Here is a 21,056-nt window from a genome sequence, read left to right as displayed (position 1 = left end):
TCGCACCTACGATTTGTATTTTTACTTTGTGTAGGCGAGGTTTATGCCTCTCCTTCACCTTCTTTATTTTTTTCAGCCTCTTTGTACCATAACGCAAAAAAGCACTCTGTTAATTTGTGCTCTATCTCAAGCGCTTTTTCTGTCGGGCAAAACAAGGTAAAGCTTGCTTTAAATTCACCTAAATCGGTTGTACCAAAGTGAATTACCGGCTCTGGGCCAGATATTTTTGCATCAAGTTTACGCTCAATCATCGAATTATAACGGCTTGCTACTTCTTGAAACTCTTCGCAGTACAGTTTAGCTTGCTCAGTGAGTGTGTCGTGAATAGGGTACGGGTTAAAGCTCTCTCTTCGGACAATAATAAAATGATGTGTAACAAAGCGTTTTACAAAGTTTAAGTTTTTAATAGAGCTGGTGATCAGCTTATTATTAGGTATGTATATGGTTTTTCTAGAAAATTGATAAGTATGTATATCAATTTCATGCATGGTTGTTTTTATCCAATCCGTTTCAGCTACTTCACCAAAGTAATCACCTACTTGTATCCAATCACCCACTCTAAACGGGCGAGTTGTTACGAGGTAAAAAAAGCCTATTACACACTGAATAAACTCACGCGTTGCAAGTACAATTGCCACGGCAAAAGCAGCAATAGAAAGTGCAAAGTTTTGAATTTCAGTAGACCACACAAATAGCAGCGATATCATCATTACAAAATTAATAAAGTGCTTAATATTGTGTGCGATGTAACGGATGTCTTTTTCTTTTTTTTCTGCGCGACTTTTAGCAAGCTTATCAACAAGCACTTTTAGTACAAATGCAATTGTGATCATTACAATTGAAAGAAGAAACGGATGCAGCAATATATCTTTAGTCATGGTATCCAATTAAACGTGAGTTGATAAAAACAGGCTCAGTATATTGATTTATTAAACCAATTAGCAAATTTAGTGTAAAAAAAGTAACCAATAAAAAATTTAGCTACGTTATTGAGTTACTTGATCAGTGCAATGCTTGTGATTTTTAGCCATTCTTTTTCGGCATATGAGTACAAGCTCAATGGCTGAAATAAAAATCAAAGTATAGCCAAGCGTTTCTATACCTTCCTCAACAATGTTTTTTACCGCACGTACATAGTCATCACCCATTACTGAATGCCAAAATGCGCCTTTGCCCATCATTCGCGAAAATGCGAGTAAAGTAACCATGCCTGATAAGCAAATTCCATAACTAGGAGTGAGGCTATAGGCTTTTAAAGAGTTAAAAATACTTCCTCTGTTTGTTATTAAATAAATAAACAAACACGCCAGCTAAAATTGAATAGACGATACTTTGCCAAGCGCCATCAAAAAAGTATAAGTCGAGGTAGGTATCAAACTCTCTCACAAACATCATTGCCGATAACGCAGCTAGTAATACAGCCGGTATTTTGAGTTGAAAGTTAATTCGCGAAGCATAAAAAAATAAAATACAACTTAAAAAAGTTAAAACATCTTGCATATGTTCGGTAAGAGTTTCTTCACTGTAAAGTGCATCCTGTTTTAATTCAAACCCTTCAAGTTGAATTAAATGAGCAACACCCGCTAGGCATAATAAATAAATAAAAGATCGCAGTAAAAACATAAATAACCAAGAGAAACTATAAATGCGCGGGATTCTAATCGTTAAAATGCTTTAAAGCCAAAACAAAATTTAAACTTTTAACCTTTTTATTGGTCTAAAATTTTTGCTGTTAAAATAATGGCTTAGATGTTTTTTTAATGTTGAATGGATGTTTTTAATGTGACGTTTTAAGTGGTTTATTGTGCAAAATATAACAAGCATTAAAAAGCCCTTACTAATTACTTAACAAGGGCTTTTTATAATTGAGCGCTTAGAGTTTAGCGCCTAGCGCATAGTAACAAACTCTTCAGAACCTGTTGGGTGAATCGCAACAACGGCATCAAAATCAGCTTTAGTTGCGCCCATTTTCATGGCAACTGCAAAACCTTGAATCATTTCATCAACCGCAAAACCAATACCATGTAGGCCAACTACTTTTTCGTCTGGGCCGGCACATACAAGCTTCATTTTACAAGGTTGGCGATGTTTAGTTACCGCTGTGTACATAGCTGTAAAACCAGATTGGTAAATCTTAACGTTTTCTTCGCCGTATTGAGAAATAGCTTCTTGTTCAGTAAGGCCAATAGTACCAATTGGTGGGTGACTAAATACAACAGTAGGAACTAGGCTGTAATCCATTTTTAAATCATCAGGTAGTTCTTTATTAAATAAACGCTCTGATAAAGTACGCCCTGCTTTCACTGCTACAGGCGTAAGTTCAATACCGTTTTCGATAATATCGCCAACCGCGTATACATTTTTAGCTGTGGTATTTTGAAACTCATCAACTTTAACAAAACCATCGCTGTTAACTTCTACGCCGGCAGCGGCAACATTAATTGCATCTGTTGTTGGCTGGCGGCCAATGGCCCAAATTACTTGGTCGACGTTATGAGTTTTGCCATTATCTAGATGTAGCGTTACAGAGCCATCATTTTCTTTAACTAATTTATGAGGTACAGATTCTGTATGAAGAGTAGGGCCTTCAGCAGCCATAACATCAACAAGTGTTTCAACTATGTATGGGTCAAAGTTACGAAGTGGAGAATGCTTACGAACAAATAAATGTGTTTCAGTACCTAAACCATGTAATACACCAGCAAGCTCGACGGCTATGTAGCCTGCGCCAATAACTGCAACGCGCTTAGGTTGCTCTTTTAGTTCAAAAAAGCCATTTGAATCGATACCGTGTTCAGCACCTTCAATATGCGGAATACTTGGCCGGCCGCCTACTGCAATTAATATATGATCGGCTGTGTAGTGCTCGCCGTTTACTTCAACTGTTTTATTATCTACAAATTTAGCAAAGCCTTTAATTACAGTAACGCCATTGCTAGCAAGTCCACTGTCATAACCTTTATGAATTCGGCCTATATAGGCTTCACGGCTTTCTACTAACTTGCTCCAATCAAAGCCTTTAACTTCAACATTAAAGCCGTAATCTGGGGCATATAAATTAATTGCTTCAGCAACCTGAGCACCGTGCCACATTACTTTTTTAGGTACACAGCCCACGTTTACACACGTGCCGCCCATGTGTTTTGCTTCTATAAGTGCTACTTTAGCGCCGCGCATTGCCGCTCTATTTGCAGAGGCAATACCACCACTGCCACCACCGATTGCAATATAATCAAAGTGTTGTGTCATTTTATGTCCTTAGGCGTTGAGTTTTATGCGCATTAGCATAACATTAAGTTTTAAAAATAAAGAGTGTTTAGGTGACCTATGTTTAGTAAAAAAACATTCGAATTTCTTGCTCAGCTTGATCAAAACAATAATAGAGACTGGTTTAACGACCATAAATCACAGTATGAGGAATACGTAAGAGAGCCCGCTTTAGATTTCATTAGGCAAATGCAAGCACCACTTGCTGAGGTTTCTAGCCATTTTGTCGCATCAGATAAAAAAGTCGGCGGTAGTTTAATGAGAATCCATAAAGACGCGCGTTTTAGTAAAGATAAAACCCCATATAAAATTAATGTAGGAATTCAATTTCGCCATTTTATGGGAAAAGACGTACACGCCCCTGGTTTTTATTTTCACTTAGCAAATGACGAATGTTTTGTAGGTGCTGGTATTTGGCGACCAGAATCAAAGGCGCTTAATGCAATTAGAACCTGCATAGATGAAAACCCAAATAGCTATAAAAAAGCAATTTATGATGAGCAATTTAAATCTATATTTGAAATGTCAGGAGAGTCGCTAAAACGCCCACCAAGGGGTTTTGAAAAAGATCATCCCTTAATAGATGAGCTCAAACGAAAAGACTTTATAGCCATTAGCCCACTTACTCAAAAGCAAATATGCAGTAATAACCTAGTTGATACGGTACTAGAACGTTATAAAGTGGCCGACTCATTAATGGGTTATTTGTGTTTTGCTTTAGAGCAACCTTATTAAAATTAAACAACTTAAAAGCGGCTGAGTTGTTTTTTTACTTTTAGACCCAATTTAAAACGTAATGCATTAACGCAAAGAGAGTATTTATGAGCAACCCACTAATTGGCCTTGAAGGCTTACCACCATTTTCAAAAATAAAGCCTGAGTACGTAGTACCAGCACTAAAAGACGGTATTGAGCTTTGTCGTAAAGCCATTGATGACGTGCTAGCGAAAGGCTCGTACACGTGGGATGACTTAGTATTACCCCTTGAAGAAGCGGACGATAAATTATCGCGCATGTTCTCCCCTGTATCGCATTTAAATTCAGTAATGAATAACGACGAATTACGTGAAGCTTACGAGCAGTGCTTACCGTTAATATCTGAATATTCAACATTTGTAGGTCAGCATCAAGGATTATACAACGCGTATAATACGCTTTATAACAGCGACGAATTTAAAACGCTGACTACAGCACAGCAAAAAACAATTACTAATGCGCTTCGTGACTTTAAATTATCGGGTATTGCATTAGCGCCAAAGCAGCAAAAACGCTACGGCGAAATTAGCGCGCGTTTATCAGAACTTGCCTCAAAATTTGGCAACAACGTAATGGATGCCACACTTGCTTGGCACAAACATATTACTGATGAAAGCGACTTAGCTGGCTTGCCAGAATCTGCTTTAGCGCTTGCAGCTGATACTGCAAAAAGTAAAGAGTTAGACGGTTGGGTATTTACCCTTGATTTCCCGTCGTATTTACCAATTATGACCTATGCAGATAACCGCGAACTTCGCAGAGAAACTTACACCGCGTTTTCTACGCGCGCATCAGATCAAGGCCCTAACGCTGGTGAATTTGATAACTCCGAGATCATGAGTGAGGAGCTTGCGCTTCGCCATGAACTTGCACAGTTACTAGGATTTAACAGCTACGCTGAAAAGTCATTGGCAACTAAAATGGCCGAAACACCGGCGCAAGTATTCTCGTTTTTAGAAGACCTAGCGGCTAAATCAAAACCACAAGCAGAGCAAGAAGTGGCAGAGTTAAAAGCTTACGCTGAGCAAAAACATGGTATTTCTGAATTACAGGCATGGGATTTTGGTTACTACAGCGAAAAACTTAAGCAAGAAAAGTACGCTATTTCAGATGAAGTACTACGTCCTTACTTCCCTGCAAATAAAGTATTAAGTGGCTTATTCGAAACCGTTAACCGCTTATTTGCTATTAGCGTAAAAGAAGTTACTGATTTTGATACTTACCACAAAGACGTACGTTTTTTTGAAATTGTAGATAGCAGCAATACCTTACGTGGACGTTTTTATCTCGATTTATATGCACGCGACCGTAAACGCGGTGGTGCGTGGATGGACGACTGTATGGGTCGTAAATTACGTGCTAACGGCGAACTACAAACTCCAGTGGCTTATTTAGTGTGTAATTTTAATAAAGCGGTTGGCGATAAACCTGCATTGTTTACTCATGACGAAGTGACAACCTTATTCCACGAGTTTGGTCATGGTATTCACCATATGCTTACACAAGTTGATGCAGCCCCTGTTGCGGGTATTAATGGTGTAGCGTGGGATGCGGTAGAGCTTCCTAGTCAGTTTTTAGAAAACTGGTGTTATGAAGAAGAAGCACTGAGCTTTATTTCAGGTCATTATGAAACGGGCGAGCCGTTACCTAAAGAGCTACTTGATAAGCTACTAGCGGCTAAAAACTACAACTCAGGCATGCAAATGCTGCGTCAAATTGAGTTCTCGTTATTCGACTTTAAAATCCACAATGATTATAAAGCGGGTGAAGAGTGTCAAATTCAAGCAGTACTTGATGACGTACGCAGCCGTACCTCGGTTGTTAAGCCTCCTGAGTTTAACCGTTTTCAGCATGGCTTTAGCCACATTTTTGCAGGCGGTTACAGCGCTGGTTATTACTCGTATAAATGGGCTGAAGTACTCTCTGCTGATGCTTATTCTAAATTTGAAGAAGAAGGTATTTTTAACCCGCAAACCGGTCAAGCCTTCATGCAAAATATTTTAGAAAAAGGCGGCAGTGAAGAGCCAATGGAATTATTTAAAAAGTTCCGTGGTCGTGAGCCAAATGTTGACGCGTTACTACGTCACAGCGGTATTGCAGCTTAAAAATCTAATATTTAGCACAAACCAAATTAAAGCGCCTAAATGGCGCTTTTTTATTATTTGTAAATTATTATCTAATAATTTTTAGTAATTTCATCCTGTCGTACTATGCTTTTAGCACACCTATTAAAATGGATTAAGGCATGGCAAAGTTGGTATTAGCAATTGATGACGACAAATATGTTCATCATATAATTGAAGAGTCTTTAGCAGGGTTTTGTAAAATAATTCATGCAAAAGATGGCGATGAAGGATTAAGGCTAACCAATAAATATAACCCTGATATTATTTTACTCGATATTGAAATGCCAGGTATGTCAGGCTATGACGTATGTAAAACGATAAAGCAAAGTGAAAGCACTCAAGATATTCCCGTTATGTTTCTCTCATCTAAAATAGAGTTAAGCGATCGGGTAAAAGGTTATAGTGTTGGCGCATCTGATTACATTACTAAACCCTTTAACGCAGAAGAGTTAATAGCGCGTATAAAAGTGCTTTACGAATATCGACAGCAATGTGCAAAGCTAAAATTGGATATAGCAAAAGCGAATAAAACAGCGGAAATAGCGATGACAGAGTCGGGCGATATGGGCCGTATAATGCGCTACGTTGGACAAAGCTATCACGCTAATAACTTTCAATCGTTGAGTGAACACTTTTTTACCTTTTTTGCTCCTTTAAATTTAGATGTTGTGGTTGTGTTTTGGTATCAAGGAACAGGTGTTTTTTACAGCCAGCAAAGTGGTGTTTGCCCGTTAGAGCAAGAGCTGCTGGAGCAACACAGACAAGCTCAACGATTTGTTGATATTGGTAGTAGTACTATAATTAATTACCCCAAAGTATCCCTTTTAATAAAAAATATGCCAGTTGATAACGATGCTTTGTACGGGCGTTATAAAGATCTGTTCCCGCATATATTAGAAGTAACCAACGAGAAGGTTATTACCATGGAAAGAAGCGAAAGCAGTTATGAGCAGGCAGCTCAAATAAGTACAGCCCTTCAAGATATTGTTAAGCAGTTAACTACACAAAATATAGAGCAAAACAAAAGTACTAAAATATTTATAGAACAGCTACATGAACTTGACTGCGCCATTAAGCTACAACAAACACAAGCAAATCCCGCGGATCTCACTTTATATATATCCCAACTGGATCAAACGATGCAGTTATTTGTATCGGCTAATAGTGATTTAGCCTTTATCAAATATCAGCTTAAACAAGTTGCCGAAAGCCGCAATGAGCTTATATCTAATTTACGCACTAAAGCGGAAGCCGCAAAGGTCAATACTAATCATCACAGTGATATAGAGCTATTTTAGTGCTTTAAAGTAAAGCGGTTGATATACTACAGGCGTATTTTATCGTCGGAGTTTATTGTGGTTATTCAGTGTGCTTTTAAAGAGTTACGTCCTTATTTAAATGAATTAGAAACACGCTTTGGTTTAGCCCAATGGGCGCAAAATTGCAGTGGCTTTAGCTTACATTACGACGATAAAGGGTTAAGCCTATTTAAAACCGATGAGCCTAAACTAGGTGCAATTAATGTTGATTTTGTAACCGGTGCTGCTGCCCATAGGCGCAAGTTTGGCGGTGGTAAAGGGCAAGCTATTGCCAAAGCGGTTGGTTTAAATAAAGGTGCAACGCCTGTTGTACTTGATGCTACCGCAGGCCTTGGGCGAGACGGCTTTGTACTTGCCTCGCTAGGGTGCAAAGTTATATTACATGAACGTCATCCGGTTGTTGCGGCCCTTTTATACGATGGGTTAAAGCGAGCTTATAGCGATATTGAAATTGGTGTGTGGATGAAAGAAAACATGAGCCTAATATTTGGCTCAAGCCATACCTTGCTCTCTCAGTGCGAAAGCATGCCCGATGTTGTTTATTTAGATCCCATGTTTCCGCATCGCGAAAAATCAGCATTAGTTAAAAAAGAAATGCGCGTATTTCAAGAGCTTGTTGGTGCAGATACCGACGCTGACGATTTACTCGAATTCGCCTACCCACTTGCCAGTAAGCGTGTCGTTGTAAAACGCCCCGATTACGCGCCATTCTTAAACGAAAAAACCCCAAGTATGCAGATCAAAACCAAAAAGAACCGTTTTGATGTTTATGTAAAGGCGGCAATGGTTTAAACATCAAAACAAATTGGTGGTATATCCCTAGAATTTTGTCGCTGAAACCATAGTTTGACATAATACAACCATATAGTGACATAATTAAACCATACTTTGACATAAAACCCCTTATTAAAAATGATGGTAATAATTAATCTTGTTAAAATCAATGTATTGCATTTTTATTAAACCATAGTGTGACATAATTATTTTTTGTTTGTATAGTATGTGTACAATAGTAAAAAAATAGTTATTTCAGTCATGTATATACGCAACTTAAGAAAGCCATCTCCAAATAAAAATGTATTCAAATTTGCGAGCACTAAAGTCAGTAATGTAATTATGTGTGAAAGTACATTAGAGTTTGATGCATGTTTTCATCATGAATATAACGATGAAATTGAAAGTTATGGCAGTCAGCCTGAAGGCTTTAAATATGAGTTTATGGGTAAAAGCTTACCTTACACACCTGATGCACTGATTTCGTATACGAATAAAACCCAAAAATACCACGAATATAAACCTTACTCTAAAATTACTTCCCCACTATTTAGAGCAAAATTTGCTGCGAGACGAGATGCATCATTAAAAATGGGAATTGATCTTGTTTTAGTGACTGATAGGCAGATTAGGGTAAATCCAATATTAAGTAACTTAAAACTATTACACCGTTATTCCGGTGTTTATGGTGTTAATGGCATTCAAAACGAGCTCCTCAGCTTTATTCATAAATCCGGAGCAATCAAGCTAAATGATATAAGCTCTCAGATTGGGATACCAATTGGTGAAACACGATCTTTTTTATTTGGGCTCATGCATAAAGGGTTGGTTAAGGCTGATCTAGGGTGTGATGATTTAACTAATAATCCAACATTATGGGCTACACCATGACTGATTTTTTTAATGAATTTGATGAATCACTAGCGCCATTAAAGCCACAAACGCCCACACAATACGTCAAATTAGATGATGCCAACTTAATCAAGCGTGATCTGGATACCTTTAATGACGCTTTAAAAAGCCAAGCGTTACAAAGATATAAGCTAATAAGCTCTATAGATAAAAAACTTTCACGTGGGTGGACCCAGCAAAATTTAGATCCTATTTTAGACGATCTTTTTAAAGAGAATACTCAAGATCGGCCAAATTGGCGGACTGTTGCTCGTTGGCGTAAAAAGTATATTGACAGCAACGGGAATATTGCCTCTCTTGCTGATAAAAACCATAAAATGGGAAACAGAACCAAGCGTATAAAAGGGGATGATAAGTTTTTTGATAAAGCGCTAGAGCGTTTTTTAGATGCTAAAAGACCGACTATAGCAACAGCATACCAGTATTATAAAGACCTAATTATTATTGAAAATGAGAATATTGTTGAAGGCAAAATTCCAATCATATCTTACACCGCTTTTAATAAAAGAATTAAAGCAATACCCCCATACGCGGTGGCTGTAGCAAGGCATGGTAAGTTTAAAGCAGATCAATGGTTCGCTTACTGTTCGGCACACGTGCCACCGACAAGAATTCTAGAGCGTGTAGAGATTGATCATACACCACTTGATTTGATCCTGCTTGATGATGAGTTACTTATTCCCATTGGAAGACCTTACCTAACATTACTTATTGATGTATTTAGTGGTTGTGTCCTTGGTTTTCATCTTAGTTATAAATCTCCTTCGTACGTATCTGCTGCTAAGGCTATTACTCATGCTATTAAACCAAAGAAACTTGATGCTATGAGTATACAATTACAAAATGATTGGCCTTGCTTTGGTAAATTTGAAAACTTAGTTGTAGATAATGGTGCTGAGTTTTGGTCTAAAAACTTAGAGCATGCTTGTCAGTCAGCAGGAATAAATATTCAATATAACCCTGTACGCAAACCTTGGCTAAAGCCCGTTGTAGAGCGTTTTTTTAAAGTCATAAATCAGTATTTAATATCAGAATTTCCAGGGAAAACATTCTCAAATATTCTAGAAAAAGAAGAATATAACCCTGAAAAAGATGCAATTATACGTTTTTCAACGTTTGTAGAAGAGTTCCAGCACTGGATTGTAGATGTATACCATCAAGATAGTGACTCTCGTGAAACGCATATCCCAATCAAGAAGTGGCAACAAGGATATGATGTCTATCCTCCTTTAACTATGAATGAAGAAGATGAAGCGCGTTTTACTATGTTAATGCGCATTTCAGACTCAAGAACGTTAGCTAGAAATGGTATAAAGTTTGAAGAGCTAATGTATGACTCGACTGCTTTAGCTGATTACCGTAAACATTATCCGCAAACAAAAGAAACTGTAAAGAAACTGATTAAAGTCGACCCAGATGACATCTCAAAAATTTATGTTTACTTAGAAGAGCTTGAAAGCTACCTAGAAGTACCGTGTACAGATCCTACCGGTTATACGGATGGGTTAAGTATTTATGCGCATAAAATGATAAAAAAAATTAACAGAGAAATTATAAGAGAATCTAAAGACGTCTTAGGGCTATCTAAAGCTCGCATGGCTATTCATGAGCGAGTAAAACAAGAGCAAGAGTTTTTTATCGCATCAAAAACTAAAAGCAAGATCACAGCTGTTAAAAAGCAGGCTCAAATAGCCGATGTAAGTAATACAGGTAAAGGGACTATTAAAATCTCTGAAGAAAAAACAGCCCCGGTGCAAAAAAATATAGTTAACGATACATTTGATGATTGGGATGATGACTTAGAGGCATTTGAATGAATGTCTTAACAGAAATACAGATAGAACAGTTGTACAACTTTAGCGATTGCATCGTTATGCACCCGCAAATTAAAACAATTTTTAATGACTTTGATGAATTGAGATTAAACCGTAAATTCCAAACAGACCAACAGTGTATGCTATTAATTGGTGATACAGGAGTTGGAAAAAGCCATACCATTAATCACTATAAAAAAAGAGTTCTAGCTACACAGAATTATAGCCGAAACACTATGCCAGTTTTAATAAGCCGTATATCTAGGGGAAAAGGCTTAGATGCTACTTTAATCCAAATGCTAGCAGATCTGGAGCTATTTGGAAGTAGTCAAATTAAAAAGCGAGGCTACAAAACCGACCTTACTAAAAAGCTTGTAGAAAGCTTAATTAAAGCTCAAGTTGAGTTACTCATCATTAACGAGTTTCAGGAGTTAATAGAGTTCAAAAGCGTACAAGAACGGCAACAAATCGCAAATGGGCTAAAGTTTATTAGTGAAGAAGCCAAAGTGCCAATAGTACTGGTTGGTATGCCTTGGGCTGCAAAAATAGCTGAAGAACCTCAATGGGCTTCTCGCTTAGTTAGAAAAAGAAAACTCGAATACTTTAGCTTAAAGAACGACAGCAAGTACTTTCGCCAATATTTAATGGGTCTAGCGAAGAAAATGCCATTTGATGCGCCGCCTAAGCTTGAAAGTAGGCATACCGCTACGGCGCTTTTTGCAGCTTGTAGAGGTGAAAATAGAGCACTTAAACATCTACTGTTGGAGGCTTTAAAATTAGCATTGAGTTGCGATGAGTATCTTGAAAACAAACATTTGATTACTGCTTATAAAAAGTTTGATTTTTTTAATGATAAGGAAAAACTAAAATCAAAAAATCCTTTTAAACAAGACATTAAAGATATTGAAATTTATGAGGTAATCAAAAACTCATCTTATAACCCAAATGCATTAGCCCCAGAAGATATGCTCACAGATCGAGTGTTTGCAATAGTAAAGTAAATCGAACCAGCCTAGCCTGATTAAAGGTGTTAAAGCGGAGATTCAAACGGATAAGTCATCAGATTAGCTTCGTGTGATTAAATCAAGCCTGACAGTTGCATATGTGCCACATCATTCAAAAAGAAAGTGGAAAAAGCAAGACGCGATTCCATAGCCTTCCTATCCTTTCTCAATTAAATTCTCGCCAATTTAATAACCGCAATAGTGGGCCTTCGATTGTGGTGTGCGCATATCAAGCGCGCATTGCTTTGTTCCAATCTATACTGTGCCCAGCCGCTTCAAGTTCACGCGCGAGAGCCTGTTTCCAGCCGCCACTACTGTCCATTGTTTCCCATACAACACCCGCGAAATCACTAGGTATTTCTAACGTACCACGTTTGAGAGCACATACTTTTTCTCGGCCCAAGCGGCCAATGAAGTAACCCAGTTCCAATAATACATTTTGACGAGCTCGAGGCTCAAGTGCCCCTCCTTTTACACGGCCCTCATCATCCGGTGTGAGAAGGACTACCGCAAACCCAACATCGCTGTTTGCAACGACTTTTTCGATAATTGTTCTCCCTTGATTAGCCTGTTCATGGAGAATAACGGCCTCCAAACCAATGCGTTCCAGAAAACGAGCCACAGTTTCCCGAGCACCATTGTCGTGCCCATGAACGATAAACACCTTTCGTGAGACTGGTTGCTTCAACACAGTTTCAAAACTCCCCTTCGATTGAACATAGTTCTTGTAATCACGCGCAAAGGGAATAATGAGTTGCCCAGTGAGCGCATGGATACCAGCGATGATTTTATTTCCAGAGTAGAAGAAATGATGACTAAAGTTGATAGCGTAACGTGGGTCATTAGCCAGTTTATCTATAAGAAGCAATGTTAAACCCATCGTTTTTTTGAGGTCATCTGGCCAAGCAAGTTGGGCACTCCCGACCATGCTGCCCCCAGTTTTTTCGCTTTCAGCAATGAAAGCGTCGAAGTCAACTTCTTCCGTCAGTTCCTCATTGTAAGGTTCAAGGTCGGTATGCCGTAACAATTGCCCTAGCTTTTTCAATGGGCGTTCATAAGTCTGCAACTGCGAGTTCTGTAAGTCTAGGATTGCGTTGTTAATTTCTCCGAAAATATCTTGGGTCATCACTAATTCTCGTCAGGTTGCAATCTGGCCTCAGCGGCCTTTTGAAGAATCGTTTCTCTATAGCTTTCTTTCATTTGTTCGGTGAGCGAATCGACGATAGGGCTACTGGCATAAGGTTCAATGCGGTTATCAATAATTTGGCTAGCTGATTGGATGGCAGCTTCAATACTGGCAGGATCATGAGGATCAAAGTTAACGACGCCCAACTCTCCATCTAGTTCATTCAATGCTTGCTCTGCATTTTTTAGATCTTTCTGCAGTTTATCAAGCCCAGTAATTTTAAACATGGTTCCCTCCTGTTTATGGTGTGTCAGTGCATCTTTGAGCTTTAACGCCGCGCTCTGCAGCATATTTCTGCCGACTTAACGCTCATTTAACTATTTATATAGTTTTAACAAATAACCTAAGATATTACTATCACTAAGTTTTTTAAAACTTTAAAGTAAAGTTAAATAGAACAATATACGCCCGTCGCTTATTTTCATGAATATATGAGCAAAGAGCACTTTTATCAATCAGTTAACCATTACATTTAGCCTATCTCAATGACCGGTAATCGCTCTTTTGAGGCATTTGTCTCAACACGTTTTGGGGCAGAAACGAGTTACGGCTGATAGTCGGCTTATGGCACTTTTGCGAAGATCGGCTGTGAGCGATAACCGGACATTGATAATTGCGCTATATAAGTCGCTATTACTCAAGTGATACTGTGATAAGTCTTTCTCTTTTTTATATAATAAAATAACTTAACTCAGCATAATATTTATGATTGGCACTAACTTATACTATTTGCTATTAATAGAAGCTCATAAAATAAGGACGTTTTCACGCTAAAATAGGGAAAGTGTCCTCTGATAAAGCTGTTAGTTTACAAAAAGGATTTTGGTAGTGTTTGAAAGTATTGCGATCTATTCAGGGTTAATTGCAACAATCTGGATCTTCATTGGTGTTTATGTTGCGAGCCGATTTTATAATGGTTACAGCCATTCTAAACAATTTTGTAGTGAGTTAGGGGCAACAGGCAGCCCAACAGAAAAATTGTCTCCCTTAATTAATAATTACCCTCTAGGCTTTTTCTTTTGCTTTTTCGGTTGGTATTTGGCGCAGCTATCAAGCGTTTCAATTTTAGTAAATATTGCGGGTTGGTTAGTTATAGCTCATGGCATTGGTACATGGGTAGCAGGGTACTTTCCTATGGACGCTGATCCATTTACTAAAAATCCAACTTTTAATTGTAAGGTACACTCTTGGGCTGGTTTTATTATGTTATTGTCGCTAGTTGTAGCACCAATATTAGTAGCTATAAGTCCAACAACAGAAATTATCCCACTATATTTCCGTATTTTTTCAGTTGTTTCTGTTATCGCTGCTGTTTATTATCTATTTGCTATGGCTAAAGCCTTAAAATCTCAAAGTAACCCTGGAATTCATCAACGTATTTCTTATGGTTTTCAGCTAATTTGGCTAAGTGCCTTTTCATTAGTGTTAGCGTAATTGTAAACTAACAAGTGACTATGGTTACGACCGTCCACTCATGGCACTTAGCTAAAATTCGGCAAAGAGCGAAAACCGGCCATTGATAAATTATGATGTATGAAGTCAAGATTTGACCTCTTCGGTCTCTCGCGATTTAGCCCTTGCCATTCACTAGTAGTTATCGTTTAATAACAGTGCGTTATTTAAACGGTGTTCTTCCTACAGAGGACTTTCACCTCATCAGTCAATGCCCATGTCAGGCGTACACAAGGCGTTGCTACGGAAAATTTACTCGCTGTCGCTCCTAAATTTCCGCAGAGCGCGGCGTTAGGCTTCTTCAAACATAAGGTGCTCTCTTGACTCAAAAGTTTTTTCAAAGAGAAGGTGTACAAACCTCATTAATTGCCGGGGTTTGCCTTATTATTGGTAGTGCAGGCACTGCATATGTAAGCAAAAAGAGTGAACCTCCGAAGCAAATTGTTTATAACGTTGGTAATGCAAGTGAAAACATTGGGCAGTATTGGAAGCACTTAAACTTTTCCTTTTTAAGAGAGGAATTCGTTAACCCCAGAATTGTTGAAGAGCTTCTAGGCTGGATTAGCGACTCATCCGAAACAACCTCATCAATTGATTTAGTTTCGGCAAATAAAAGTAACAGGTTTAATGTCGAAATAGAGCATCGAAATGTTAATGGTAAAAATTTAATTGGGTACACGCGAAATAAAGGTGAAGGTTCTTTCTTCTATGAATATATAGGCACCACACCATCTGGAGTTCATATAGTCTTATGTATAGATCATGGAGGCGGGACAGGTGTGTTCATGAGCGTAATGCTATTGTCATTAAAAGCTGACAATACTTTAGAGGGATCATCTCAAGGGGTTACCACTAGAGAAAGAGTACATTTACACTCGGTTGGAACCATTGTTTTGGGTGATAGGTATTCAGGTGACATAACTTACGAAAACGAAATTTTAACTGTAGGTGAAGACCTTAGCCCAAAGAAGCACGGTCTTTGGAATACCGAACAGAAATTTAATATTAAGTGAAGCTCAAAAACCTAACAACACGCATCAAAAATGACGTCAAACGCTTGGCTGGCGCTCATTCTTCGCTAATTTTAGCCAAGCATTATCCGCATTTTATGCGGGAGTTAGCCGCCAAGGAGCAGGAAATGCCAATTTGTTACATGTGCAGCAAAGAAGGTGATACAGACGAGCATGTGCCACCAAAATGCCTCTTCCCAGAACAAAAGGATCTTCCGCAAGGCATGGATCTGCGGAAAGAGCTGATCACAGTACCTGCTTGCGAAGACCATAACAGTAAAAAATCGAAAGACGACGAATACATTCTTTATTGTCTAGTTGTTAATCTTCCCGCGAACCCAATTGCAGAAAACTATTTTCTGTCAAAAATAATGAGGGCTATTGATCGAAATCCATCACTCATTAATAGAATCGTGGAGAACCATGTCCCTGTTCTGGTCAACGATACTGAAAAAGAAGAGTGGTTCGAGACAGCAGCAGTGTCCATTGATACCGACAGGTTTTACTATGCGTTAGAGTGTATGGCTAGAGCGCTTTTCTTTCATTACTACAAAAGGCAATGGCTTGAGACAGTCCAAGTAGAGCCGGAGTTTTTGTTGGCCAGGGGCACACAAAATGATCGTTTGGTTACCGACCGGACAGAGAAGGTTTCGAGCTCTTCAGATATTGCTTTCAAAGAGGCTCAATACTATGGAAAGAATCCGGAAGTATTCACATTTCAAATTGTGGAAGGCAATGGCAAACTTCCATTTGCCATGCGTCTCCATTTTTATGGCAATTGTCGAGTCACAGTCGCGTTTCGAAACAGCGGCTAACAACCGCTTCCACGGGACGTTAGTAGTAAATTAGCTACGATGAGGATAAATAATGAGTGTGGGGACATATGAGGAACCATTGGTATGTGGAGGCAAGCTCAAGATTACAAAGGCGTCATGGGAGATCACGTATTATTTTTCCGGACCTGACTTGAGGTATAACGGAGAATTTGTTTCTATTGCAGGGAGTTCTGTTGAGCAATATATATCTGCCTTTCAGGAAAACTGGGCAGAATATAAAAAATTAATGGAAACGATACCCAAAGGTGGGGAATTCTCGAAAGGCGGTAAAATGGGCATGTCTATTCGTATTGGTAATTTCGCACAGGGTGTTTGTATAAAATCGTATCACATGCCCATTAGCTCTGAGCATCAGCTTGAAAAAGTAATTTCCGGTTATCGCTATGCTGTACAAAGAGCGCCAGAAATTCAACAATTCCTTGCCTCGTTGTAGATGATTGCGTTGCCTAACAAAGCCATTAAATACGCTCCCTTTTTTCGCCCGACGCTCCTGACGTCTCGCGGTTTATGGCGGCGTTACCAATGTGCGCTACTGGCACAGAACCGCCCGTCGACACTAACTCATAATTGTCCAAAAACGAGTTTACCCGACCGTCTGCCTCTCGCTCATAGGGGCTGCCAGATGAAACCTAAGCCTAATCATTAAAACTCTATGGACTGATGTGAATTGCTTCAAATTAACCTGCTAAAAACGTCTCTATCACCCGCTCTCTAAACCCGCCAAAGGCATGTAAAAAGCTTGCTTCTTGAGGCTCAGTTTTCAGCTGATTTGATTCGCTTTCTCTCCATGAAAACAATAAATCATCAATTTCAACAATCGGCTGACTATCGAGCTGAGTGGAGCCTGCCTTTTTATGGTTCTTTGTTCCAAAATACTCATTAGCTATGGCGTTATTTCTTATCAATACGCAAGTGTCGGGTAGCTCTTGGTCGATTCTATTTGCAAAGGTGCTTAGTGTTTCTTCGGCGAGGGTGAATAGCCAAGCTTCTTGGTTTGGGGAATTGTTTACTCTTAATATACGGCCAAGCACCTGCCTAAAATAAAGCTCAGTTTTAACTCTACTTAAATGGCAACATACTTGTAGTCTTGGTATGTCAGTACCTTCCGACACCATGCCAACACTTACAATCCATTGCGTGTTGCTAAAGCGAAAATGGTTAATTCTATCGCCAGCATCACTTTCTTTGTAAGTAACTATGGTTGCTGATTGATGAAAAAGGTCGGTGAGTACAGTCACTATCTGCTCTGCATGTTCAACAGAAGAGGCCACAATTAGTCCTGCTGCATTACTGTTTTTCTGCCTAATAGTGGCGAGCTTACTTACTCCTTGAGCAACAATGTAATTAATTACAGCTTCGTGCTTAATCAAGTCTTGGTAGGAAATCGATGGATCTTTTAGCAAAGACTTTAATGAGTTATAGGTTTTAGTTTCTTGTTTTGTGGTTGTTACCGAAATCTCTTCATTATCAATTAAAACAATTTTGGGGTTACGGCAAACGCCATCATTAACCGCCTGTTGCAGCGAGTAAGTGTAATTACATATTATTTTATTATCAGGGTCGCTATAAGTCGCCAGCGCAATTGGGAGAAGGTCAGAGCGCCAAGGTGTGCCTGTTAAAGCCAACGTGAAAGCAGCGTGGTGTTGAATGTTTTTAACAATATCTTGCCCCCATACATTGGCATCCTCAATGCTCGAACCAGCACAATGGTGTATTTCATCAAACACCACTAACACACGGTTGTTCTTTAATAGCTTCCAGTAGTCGTCATTAAAAAAGCGCATATTTTGATAAGTATACGAGCAACCAACTGAGCCAATAACACCGTCAAAATTACAATTTAATCGTTTAGCAAACGTCTTTCTAATACCATTAGCCACCTCGCTAGAGGGTGAAAAACAAATCACAAAGTCTATTTGCTTAGTTTCAAATAAATACGCTGCCACTTCTGCCGCCAACACGGTTTTACCAGCCCCAGGTGTAGCTAAACAAAAAAAGTGCTTATTACTTTGGGAGTAATGCTTTTTAACTGCCGATAAGCAGGCTGCTTGCCAACCTCTTAACATGGTTGTTTTTCTGTTATTTTATTACCCAATAAAGTCTGCAAAGCATTTATTTTGCCAAGTAATTTAATCGACTTTTCCTTTGCTTGAGTGTGATGCAGCTGCAACTGTTCTTGCAGCTTAGGGTAGCGTGCAGAAAGGCGCTGATACTCTTTAGCTTCTTCAAGTACAGTATTTAAATCAATCTCGTATGTTAATAAATCTTTTTTAAGTTCTTCTTGGTACTCTATAACTTTAACTGTTTCGGGCGAAATATCAGGAGCGCCAATATTTGCAGTATCTATTTGTTTTACTTTACCTCGCCTTGAAGTAGGAACGATTTCTAAACTTGAAAAAAGCTCTGTTGTTGAATATATAACCTCCTTAGCTCCCTTATTTAATTTATTGGTTCGTCTTAAGAGTCCATTTGCAACATTGCGAGTTAATTGACGATATACAAACTTTCGGGTTTCTACTAGATCAGTAAACTCAGATTGTTCACGCAATAAAGCATCTTTCGCTTGCGTCACAGTGAAATTATTCATCTGTTTGATTACCAAAAGAAAATGTAAAAATACATTCATATTCGCTTTTTTACTCATTGCTAAACCTTACTACTCACCATAAACTTAGGATTCCTAAGTATACATGCTCATGTAAAAACTAGACAATCATTTAAATGTGAGAATTACCAAGATGAAGCAACGGTGCAGGTTAAATCCTTTTTTACAGAGCGTCTTAAAGAGGCTCGAAAGCGAATGAAAATAAGCCAAAAAGAGTTAGGTATTAAAATAGGGATGGATCCAAGTTCAGCCAGCGGCAGAATGAACCATTACGAAACGGGTCGCCATATGCCCGACTTAGCTACTTTAAAAAAGCTAGCGTCCGAGCTAAACGTTCCCGTAAATTACTTTTTTTGTGAATCAGAAGAAAGCGCAACACTAGCGTGTTTAATTGAAAAGCTAGATGACGAAGGTAAACGTAAGCTTATTAAATTGCTTGAATCAGAATAGTATCTTCTAATTCAAGCTGGTTAATCAAAGCCATAAAGTTTAAAAGTAGCCGTATGGAGTACTTCATATTCCTAAGTCTTTTCAAATTCTAAAGCGATTACGTAGGCCAAGCCCAATTAAAAATAGAAATACAAATGACGAGCTGGCGTAAGCATAGCTATAAAGATAAAAGTTCTCAGGTAATTGCTTTTCAAATAGTACTTGTGCGCCATGCTCTCTGGCTTCCTTTGATATTGATAAAAAAGGAGTTATTGTAGCTATAGATAAAGTTGCAGCCGGCTTGTAAGCACTTTTTATCTCAATATCTGACTTTGAAATTATATACGAATTAAAAAGAAGAAAAGATATAGCGATCAGCAGCAGTGGACGCATTATACTTTGCCCATAGTTACTGATAACAGAATAAATTATATCCATAACTGACTGTATAATATTGAGCCTACCCCATCGTTTAGCTCTAAGTTCATCCGCATGAAAAGCCAGAGCCATATCATGACTCTTATTTTGTTCTGCAAGCTCTTTAAGTCTACATAGGCGTCCAATATCGAGTGTGTCAGTTGCTTTTTTTATTGGAGTAAAAAATATATTTTTGCGATTTAGTGTATATACCATAGAAGTTAAGTCAGTATGGTGGTTTAGCTTCGTACTTCTCAAATCTGGAATACATTTAAAGTGTCCACTAATATTAAAATCTTTTTCAAATACACTTCCTTTGAAAGACAGAGTTATTACTTTCTTTGCATCAAGTTCATCGAAGTCGAAGGTGTCTGTACAGTTTATATACTCAAAATAAACCTCTTTGCATAAGAATTTAGTATTTTTAAAGTGCGTACCGCCAGCAAAAGTTGAATGATCAAAACCTACAACTTCGTGAAATTTAGTACTTGGGAAGTAAGCCAGCATTTCAAAATGCGAACAAGTGAATAGTGTATTTCCTTTAAAATTACAATCACTAAAAACTACTGAATTTTGAAAGTCAGCGCTGTAAAAAGACGCAATACAATTAAACATAATACTATTGAATGAGGCATCTTGGGAAAATATAGCTCTTGAAAAATCAGCTGTTCCATTAAAAGTAGCATTGTCGAATATTGTAGGAATATTAAATTCAGCATTTGAAAAATCAGCTAAATGAGGGAAAGTGTAGTTAACGAATGTTAGATTTGAAAAATCACGTTCTGCATTTGCTTTTAATAAAACTTTATTATTGGGAACGATTTTTAGCAGTTCAGATATTGAGAATTTCACGCCGCTAAAATCAACCCCGATGTCCGGATTGTTCTTTGCCCACTCATTCCAAGCATCTTTCCCCTGAAGCCATAGAGCTACACTAGCTTCCTTACTTAATAAGTTTGGTTTTTTAAATTCCATTTTTAACAATATACCTTAAAGTAAACCCAGCCCTATGTTTTATCATAAGTAAAAAGCTATTTCATTTTTAGTCTTTAGTACACGCAGAGTTAATCCAAAGAAAACCTAAATAATCTTCTTCATAATTATCGTTGCTTAGTTAGTGCTTTAAATCTCTTTTTTAATACCAATTTA

The 21,056-nt window shown here is 38.3% G+C and carries 21 protein-coding genes; 12 read left to right on the top strand and 9 right to left on the bottom strand.

Going from position 1 to position 21,056, the window contains the following annotated elements; translation table 11 throughout:
• Positions 1-41: 41 nt before the first annotated feature.
• The 4 genes from H5118_RS05690 to gorA all read right to left on the bottom strand — a co-directional run bounded on the left by H5118_RS05690 (position 42) and on the right by gorA (position 3,249).
• Positions 42-878, bottom strand: coding sequence for a mechanosensitive ion channel family protein (locus H5118_RS05690; RefSeq protein ID WP_024597410.1), 837 nt, complete (start codon positions 876-878; stop codon positions 42-44).
• Positions 879-986: 108 nt separating this feature from the next.
• A complete protein-coding gene (locus H5118_RS20585) occupies positions 987-1,208 on the bottom strand; it encodes a hypothetical protein (RefSeq protein ID WP_259397899.1) in 222 nt (73 codons plus the stop codon).
• A 52-nt stretch (positions 1,209-1,260) separates the two neighbouring features.
• Positions 1,261-1,623 (bottom strand): hypothetical protein, encoded by a 363-nt coding sequence (locus tag H5118_RS20580; protein ID WP_259397898.1) that lies wholly within the window; start codon positions 1,621-1,623, stop codon positions 1,261-1,263.
• Between the two features lie 264 nt (positions 1,624-1,887).
• Positions 1,888-3,249 (bottom strand): glutathione-disulfide reductase, encoded by a 1,362-nt coding sequence (gene gorA, locus H5118_RS05680; protein WP_182712125.1) that lies wholly within the window; start codon positions 3,247-3,249, stop codon positions 1,888-1,890.
• Between the two features lie 78 nt (positions 3,250-3,327).
• On the opposite strand from gorA, the gene H5118_RS05675 reads away from it, so the two are divergent.
• From H5118_RS05675 to H5118_RS05645, 7 genes are all read left to right on the top strand, one after another.
• Complete coding sequence (locus H5118_RS05675; protein ID WP_138488457.1) at positions 3,328-4,002, top strand: DUF2461 domain-containing protein; 675 nt, start codon at positions 3,328-3,330, stop codon at positions 4,000-4,002.
• An 86-nt stretch (positions 4,003-4,088) separates the two neighbouring features.
• Positions 4,089-6,128 carry an oligopeptidase A gene (gene prlC / locus H5118_RS05670; RefSeq protein WP_182748125.1) on the top strand — a complete coding sequence of 680 codons (2,040 nt, stop codon included), beginning with the start codon at positions 4,089-4,091 and terminating at the stop codon, positions 6,126-6,128.
• Between the two features lie 140 nt (positions 6,129-6,268).
• Positions 6,269-7,447, top strand: coding sequence for a response regulator transcription factor (locus tag H5118_RS05665; protein ID WP_182716452.1), 1,179 nt, complete (start codon positions 6,269-6,271; stop codon positions 7,445-7,447).
• Positions 7,448-7,504: 57 nt separating this feature from the next.
• A complete protein-coding gene (locus H5118_RS05660) occupies positions 7,505-8,260 on the top strand; it encodes a class I SAM-dependent methyltransferase (RefSeq protein ID WP_182748124.1) in 756 nt (251 codons plus the stop codon).
• Positions 8,261-8,584: 324 nt separating this feature from the next.
• Positions 8,585-9,133, top strand: a complete 549-nt coding sequence (locus tag H5118_RS05655) for a TnsA endonuclease N-terminal domain-containing protein (protein ID WP_259397897.1) — start codon at positions 8,585-8,587, stop codon at positions 9,131-9,133.
• Positions 9,130-10,971, top strand: a complete 1,842-nt coding sequence (locus H5118_RS05650; RefSeq protein ID WP_182748120.1) for a Mu transposase C-terminal domain-containing protein — start codon at positions 9,130-9,132, stop codon at positions 10,969-10,971. Before H5118_RS05655 ends, H5118_RS05650 begins: the two co-directional genes overlap by 4 nt.
• A complete protein-coding gene (locus H5118_RS05645; RefSeq protein WP_182748119.1) occupies positions 10,968-11,969 on the top strand; it encodes a TniB family NTP-binding protein in 1,002 nt (333 codons plus the stop codon). Before H5118_RS05650 ends, H5118_RS05645 begins: the two co-directional genes overlap by 4 nt.
• 232 nt (positions 11,970-12,201) lie before the next feature.
• Here the strand turns inward: H5118_RS05645 and H5118_RS05640 are convergent, their stop codons facing one another.
• A complete protein-coding gene (locus H5118_RS05640; RefSeq protein WP_182748117.1) occupies positions 12,202-13,098 on the bottom strand; it encodes a TIR domain-containing protein in 897 nt (298 codons plus the stop codon).
• A 2-nt stretch (positions 13,099-13,100) separates the two neighbouring features.
• Complete coding sequence (locus H5118_RS05635) at positions 13,101-13,385, bottom strand: hypothetical protein (RefSeq protein ID WP_182748115.1); 285 nt, start codon at positions 13,383-13,385, stop codon at positions 13,101-13,103.
• 601 nt (positions 13,386-13,986) lie between these two features.
• On the opposite strand from H5118_RS05635, the gene H5118_RS05630 reads away from it, so the two are divergent.
• The 4 genes from H5118_RS05630 (at position 13,987) to H5118_RS05615 (ending at position 16,889) form a co-directional block, all read left to right on the top strand.
• Complete coding sequence (locus H5118_RS05630) at positions 13,987-14,592, top strand: DUF998 domain-containing protein (protein ID WP_024591674.1); 606 nt, start codon at positions 13,987-13,989, stop codon at positions 14,590-14,592.
• Positions 14,593-14,930: 338 nt separating this feature from the next.
• Positions 14,931-15,623, top strand: a complete 693-nt coding sequence (locus tag H5118_RS05625) for a hypothetical protein (RefSeq protein WP_182748113.1) — start codon at positions 14,931-14,933, stop codon at positions 15,621-15,623.
• Entirely contained in the window at positions 15,620-16,435 is an 816-nt protein-coding gene (locus H5118_RS05620; RefSeq protein WP_182748112.1) for a hypothetical protein, read from the top strand. Before H5118_RS05625 ends, H5118_RS05620 begins: the two co-directional genes overlap by 4 nt.
• Before the next feature lie 52 nt (positions 16,436-16,487).
• On the top strand, positions 16,488-16,889 hold the full coding sequence (locus H5118_RS05615; RefSeq protein ID WP_182748111.1) for a hypothetical protein: 402 nt from the start codon (positions 16,488-16,490) through the stop codon (positions 16,887-16,889).
• 244 nt (positions 16,890-17,133) lie between these two features.
• Here the strand turns inward: H5118_RS05615 and H5118_RS05610 are convergent, their stop codons facing one another.
• Together H5118_RS05610 and H5118_RS05605 are read right to left on the bottom strand one after the other, a co-directional pair.
• Entirely contained in the window at positions 17,134-18,522 is a 1,389-nt protein-coding gene (locus H5118_RS05610; protein ID WP_182748110.1) for a DEAD/DEAH box helicase, read from the bottom strand.
• Entirely contained in the window at positions 18,516-19,100 is a 585-nt protein-coding gene (locus H5118_RS05605) for a hypothetical protein (RefSeq protein ID WP_182748109.1), read from the bottom strand. Before H5118_RS05605 ends, H5118_RS05610 begins: the two co-directional genes overlap by 7 nt.
• 156 nt (positions 19,101-19,256) lie before the next feature.
• On the opposite strand from H5118_RS05605, the gene H5118_RS05600 reads away from it, so the two are divergent.
• On the top strand, positions 19,257-19,511 hold the full coding sequence (locus tag H5118_RS05600; RefSeq protein ID WP_182748108.1) for a helix-turn-helix transcriptional regulator: 255 nt from the start codon (positions 19,257-19,259) through the stop codon (positions 19,509-19,511).
• Positions 19,512-19,592: 81 nt separating this feature from the next.
• On the opposite strand, the gene H5118_RS05595 is transcribed toward H5118_RS05600, so the two are convergent.
• Positions 19,593-20,882, bottom strand: coding sequence for a pentapeptide repeat-containing protein (locus tag H5118_RS05595; RefSeq protein WP_182748107.1), 1,290 nt, complete (start codon positions 20,880-20,882; stop codon positions 19,593-19,595).
• Between the last annotated feature and the right edge of the window lie 174 nt (positions 20,883-21,056).

It is taken from the genome of Pseudoalteromonas sp. SR41-1, from assembly GCF_014164015.1.
Classification (GTDB): domain Bacteria; phylum Pseudomonadota; class Gammaproteobacteria; order Enterobacterales; family Alteromonadaceae; genus Pseudoalteromonas; species Pseudoalteromonas distincta.
Note: the sequence above shows the minus strand (reverse complement) of the source record. Positions and strands in the feature narration are given on the sequence as shown.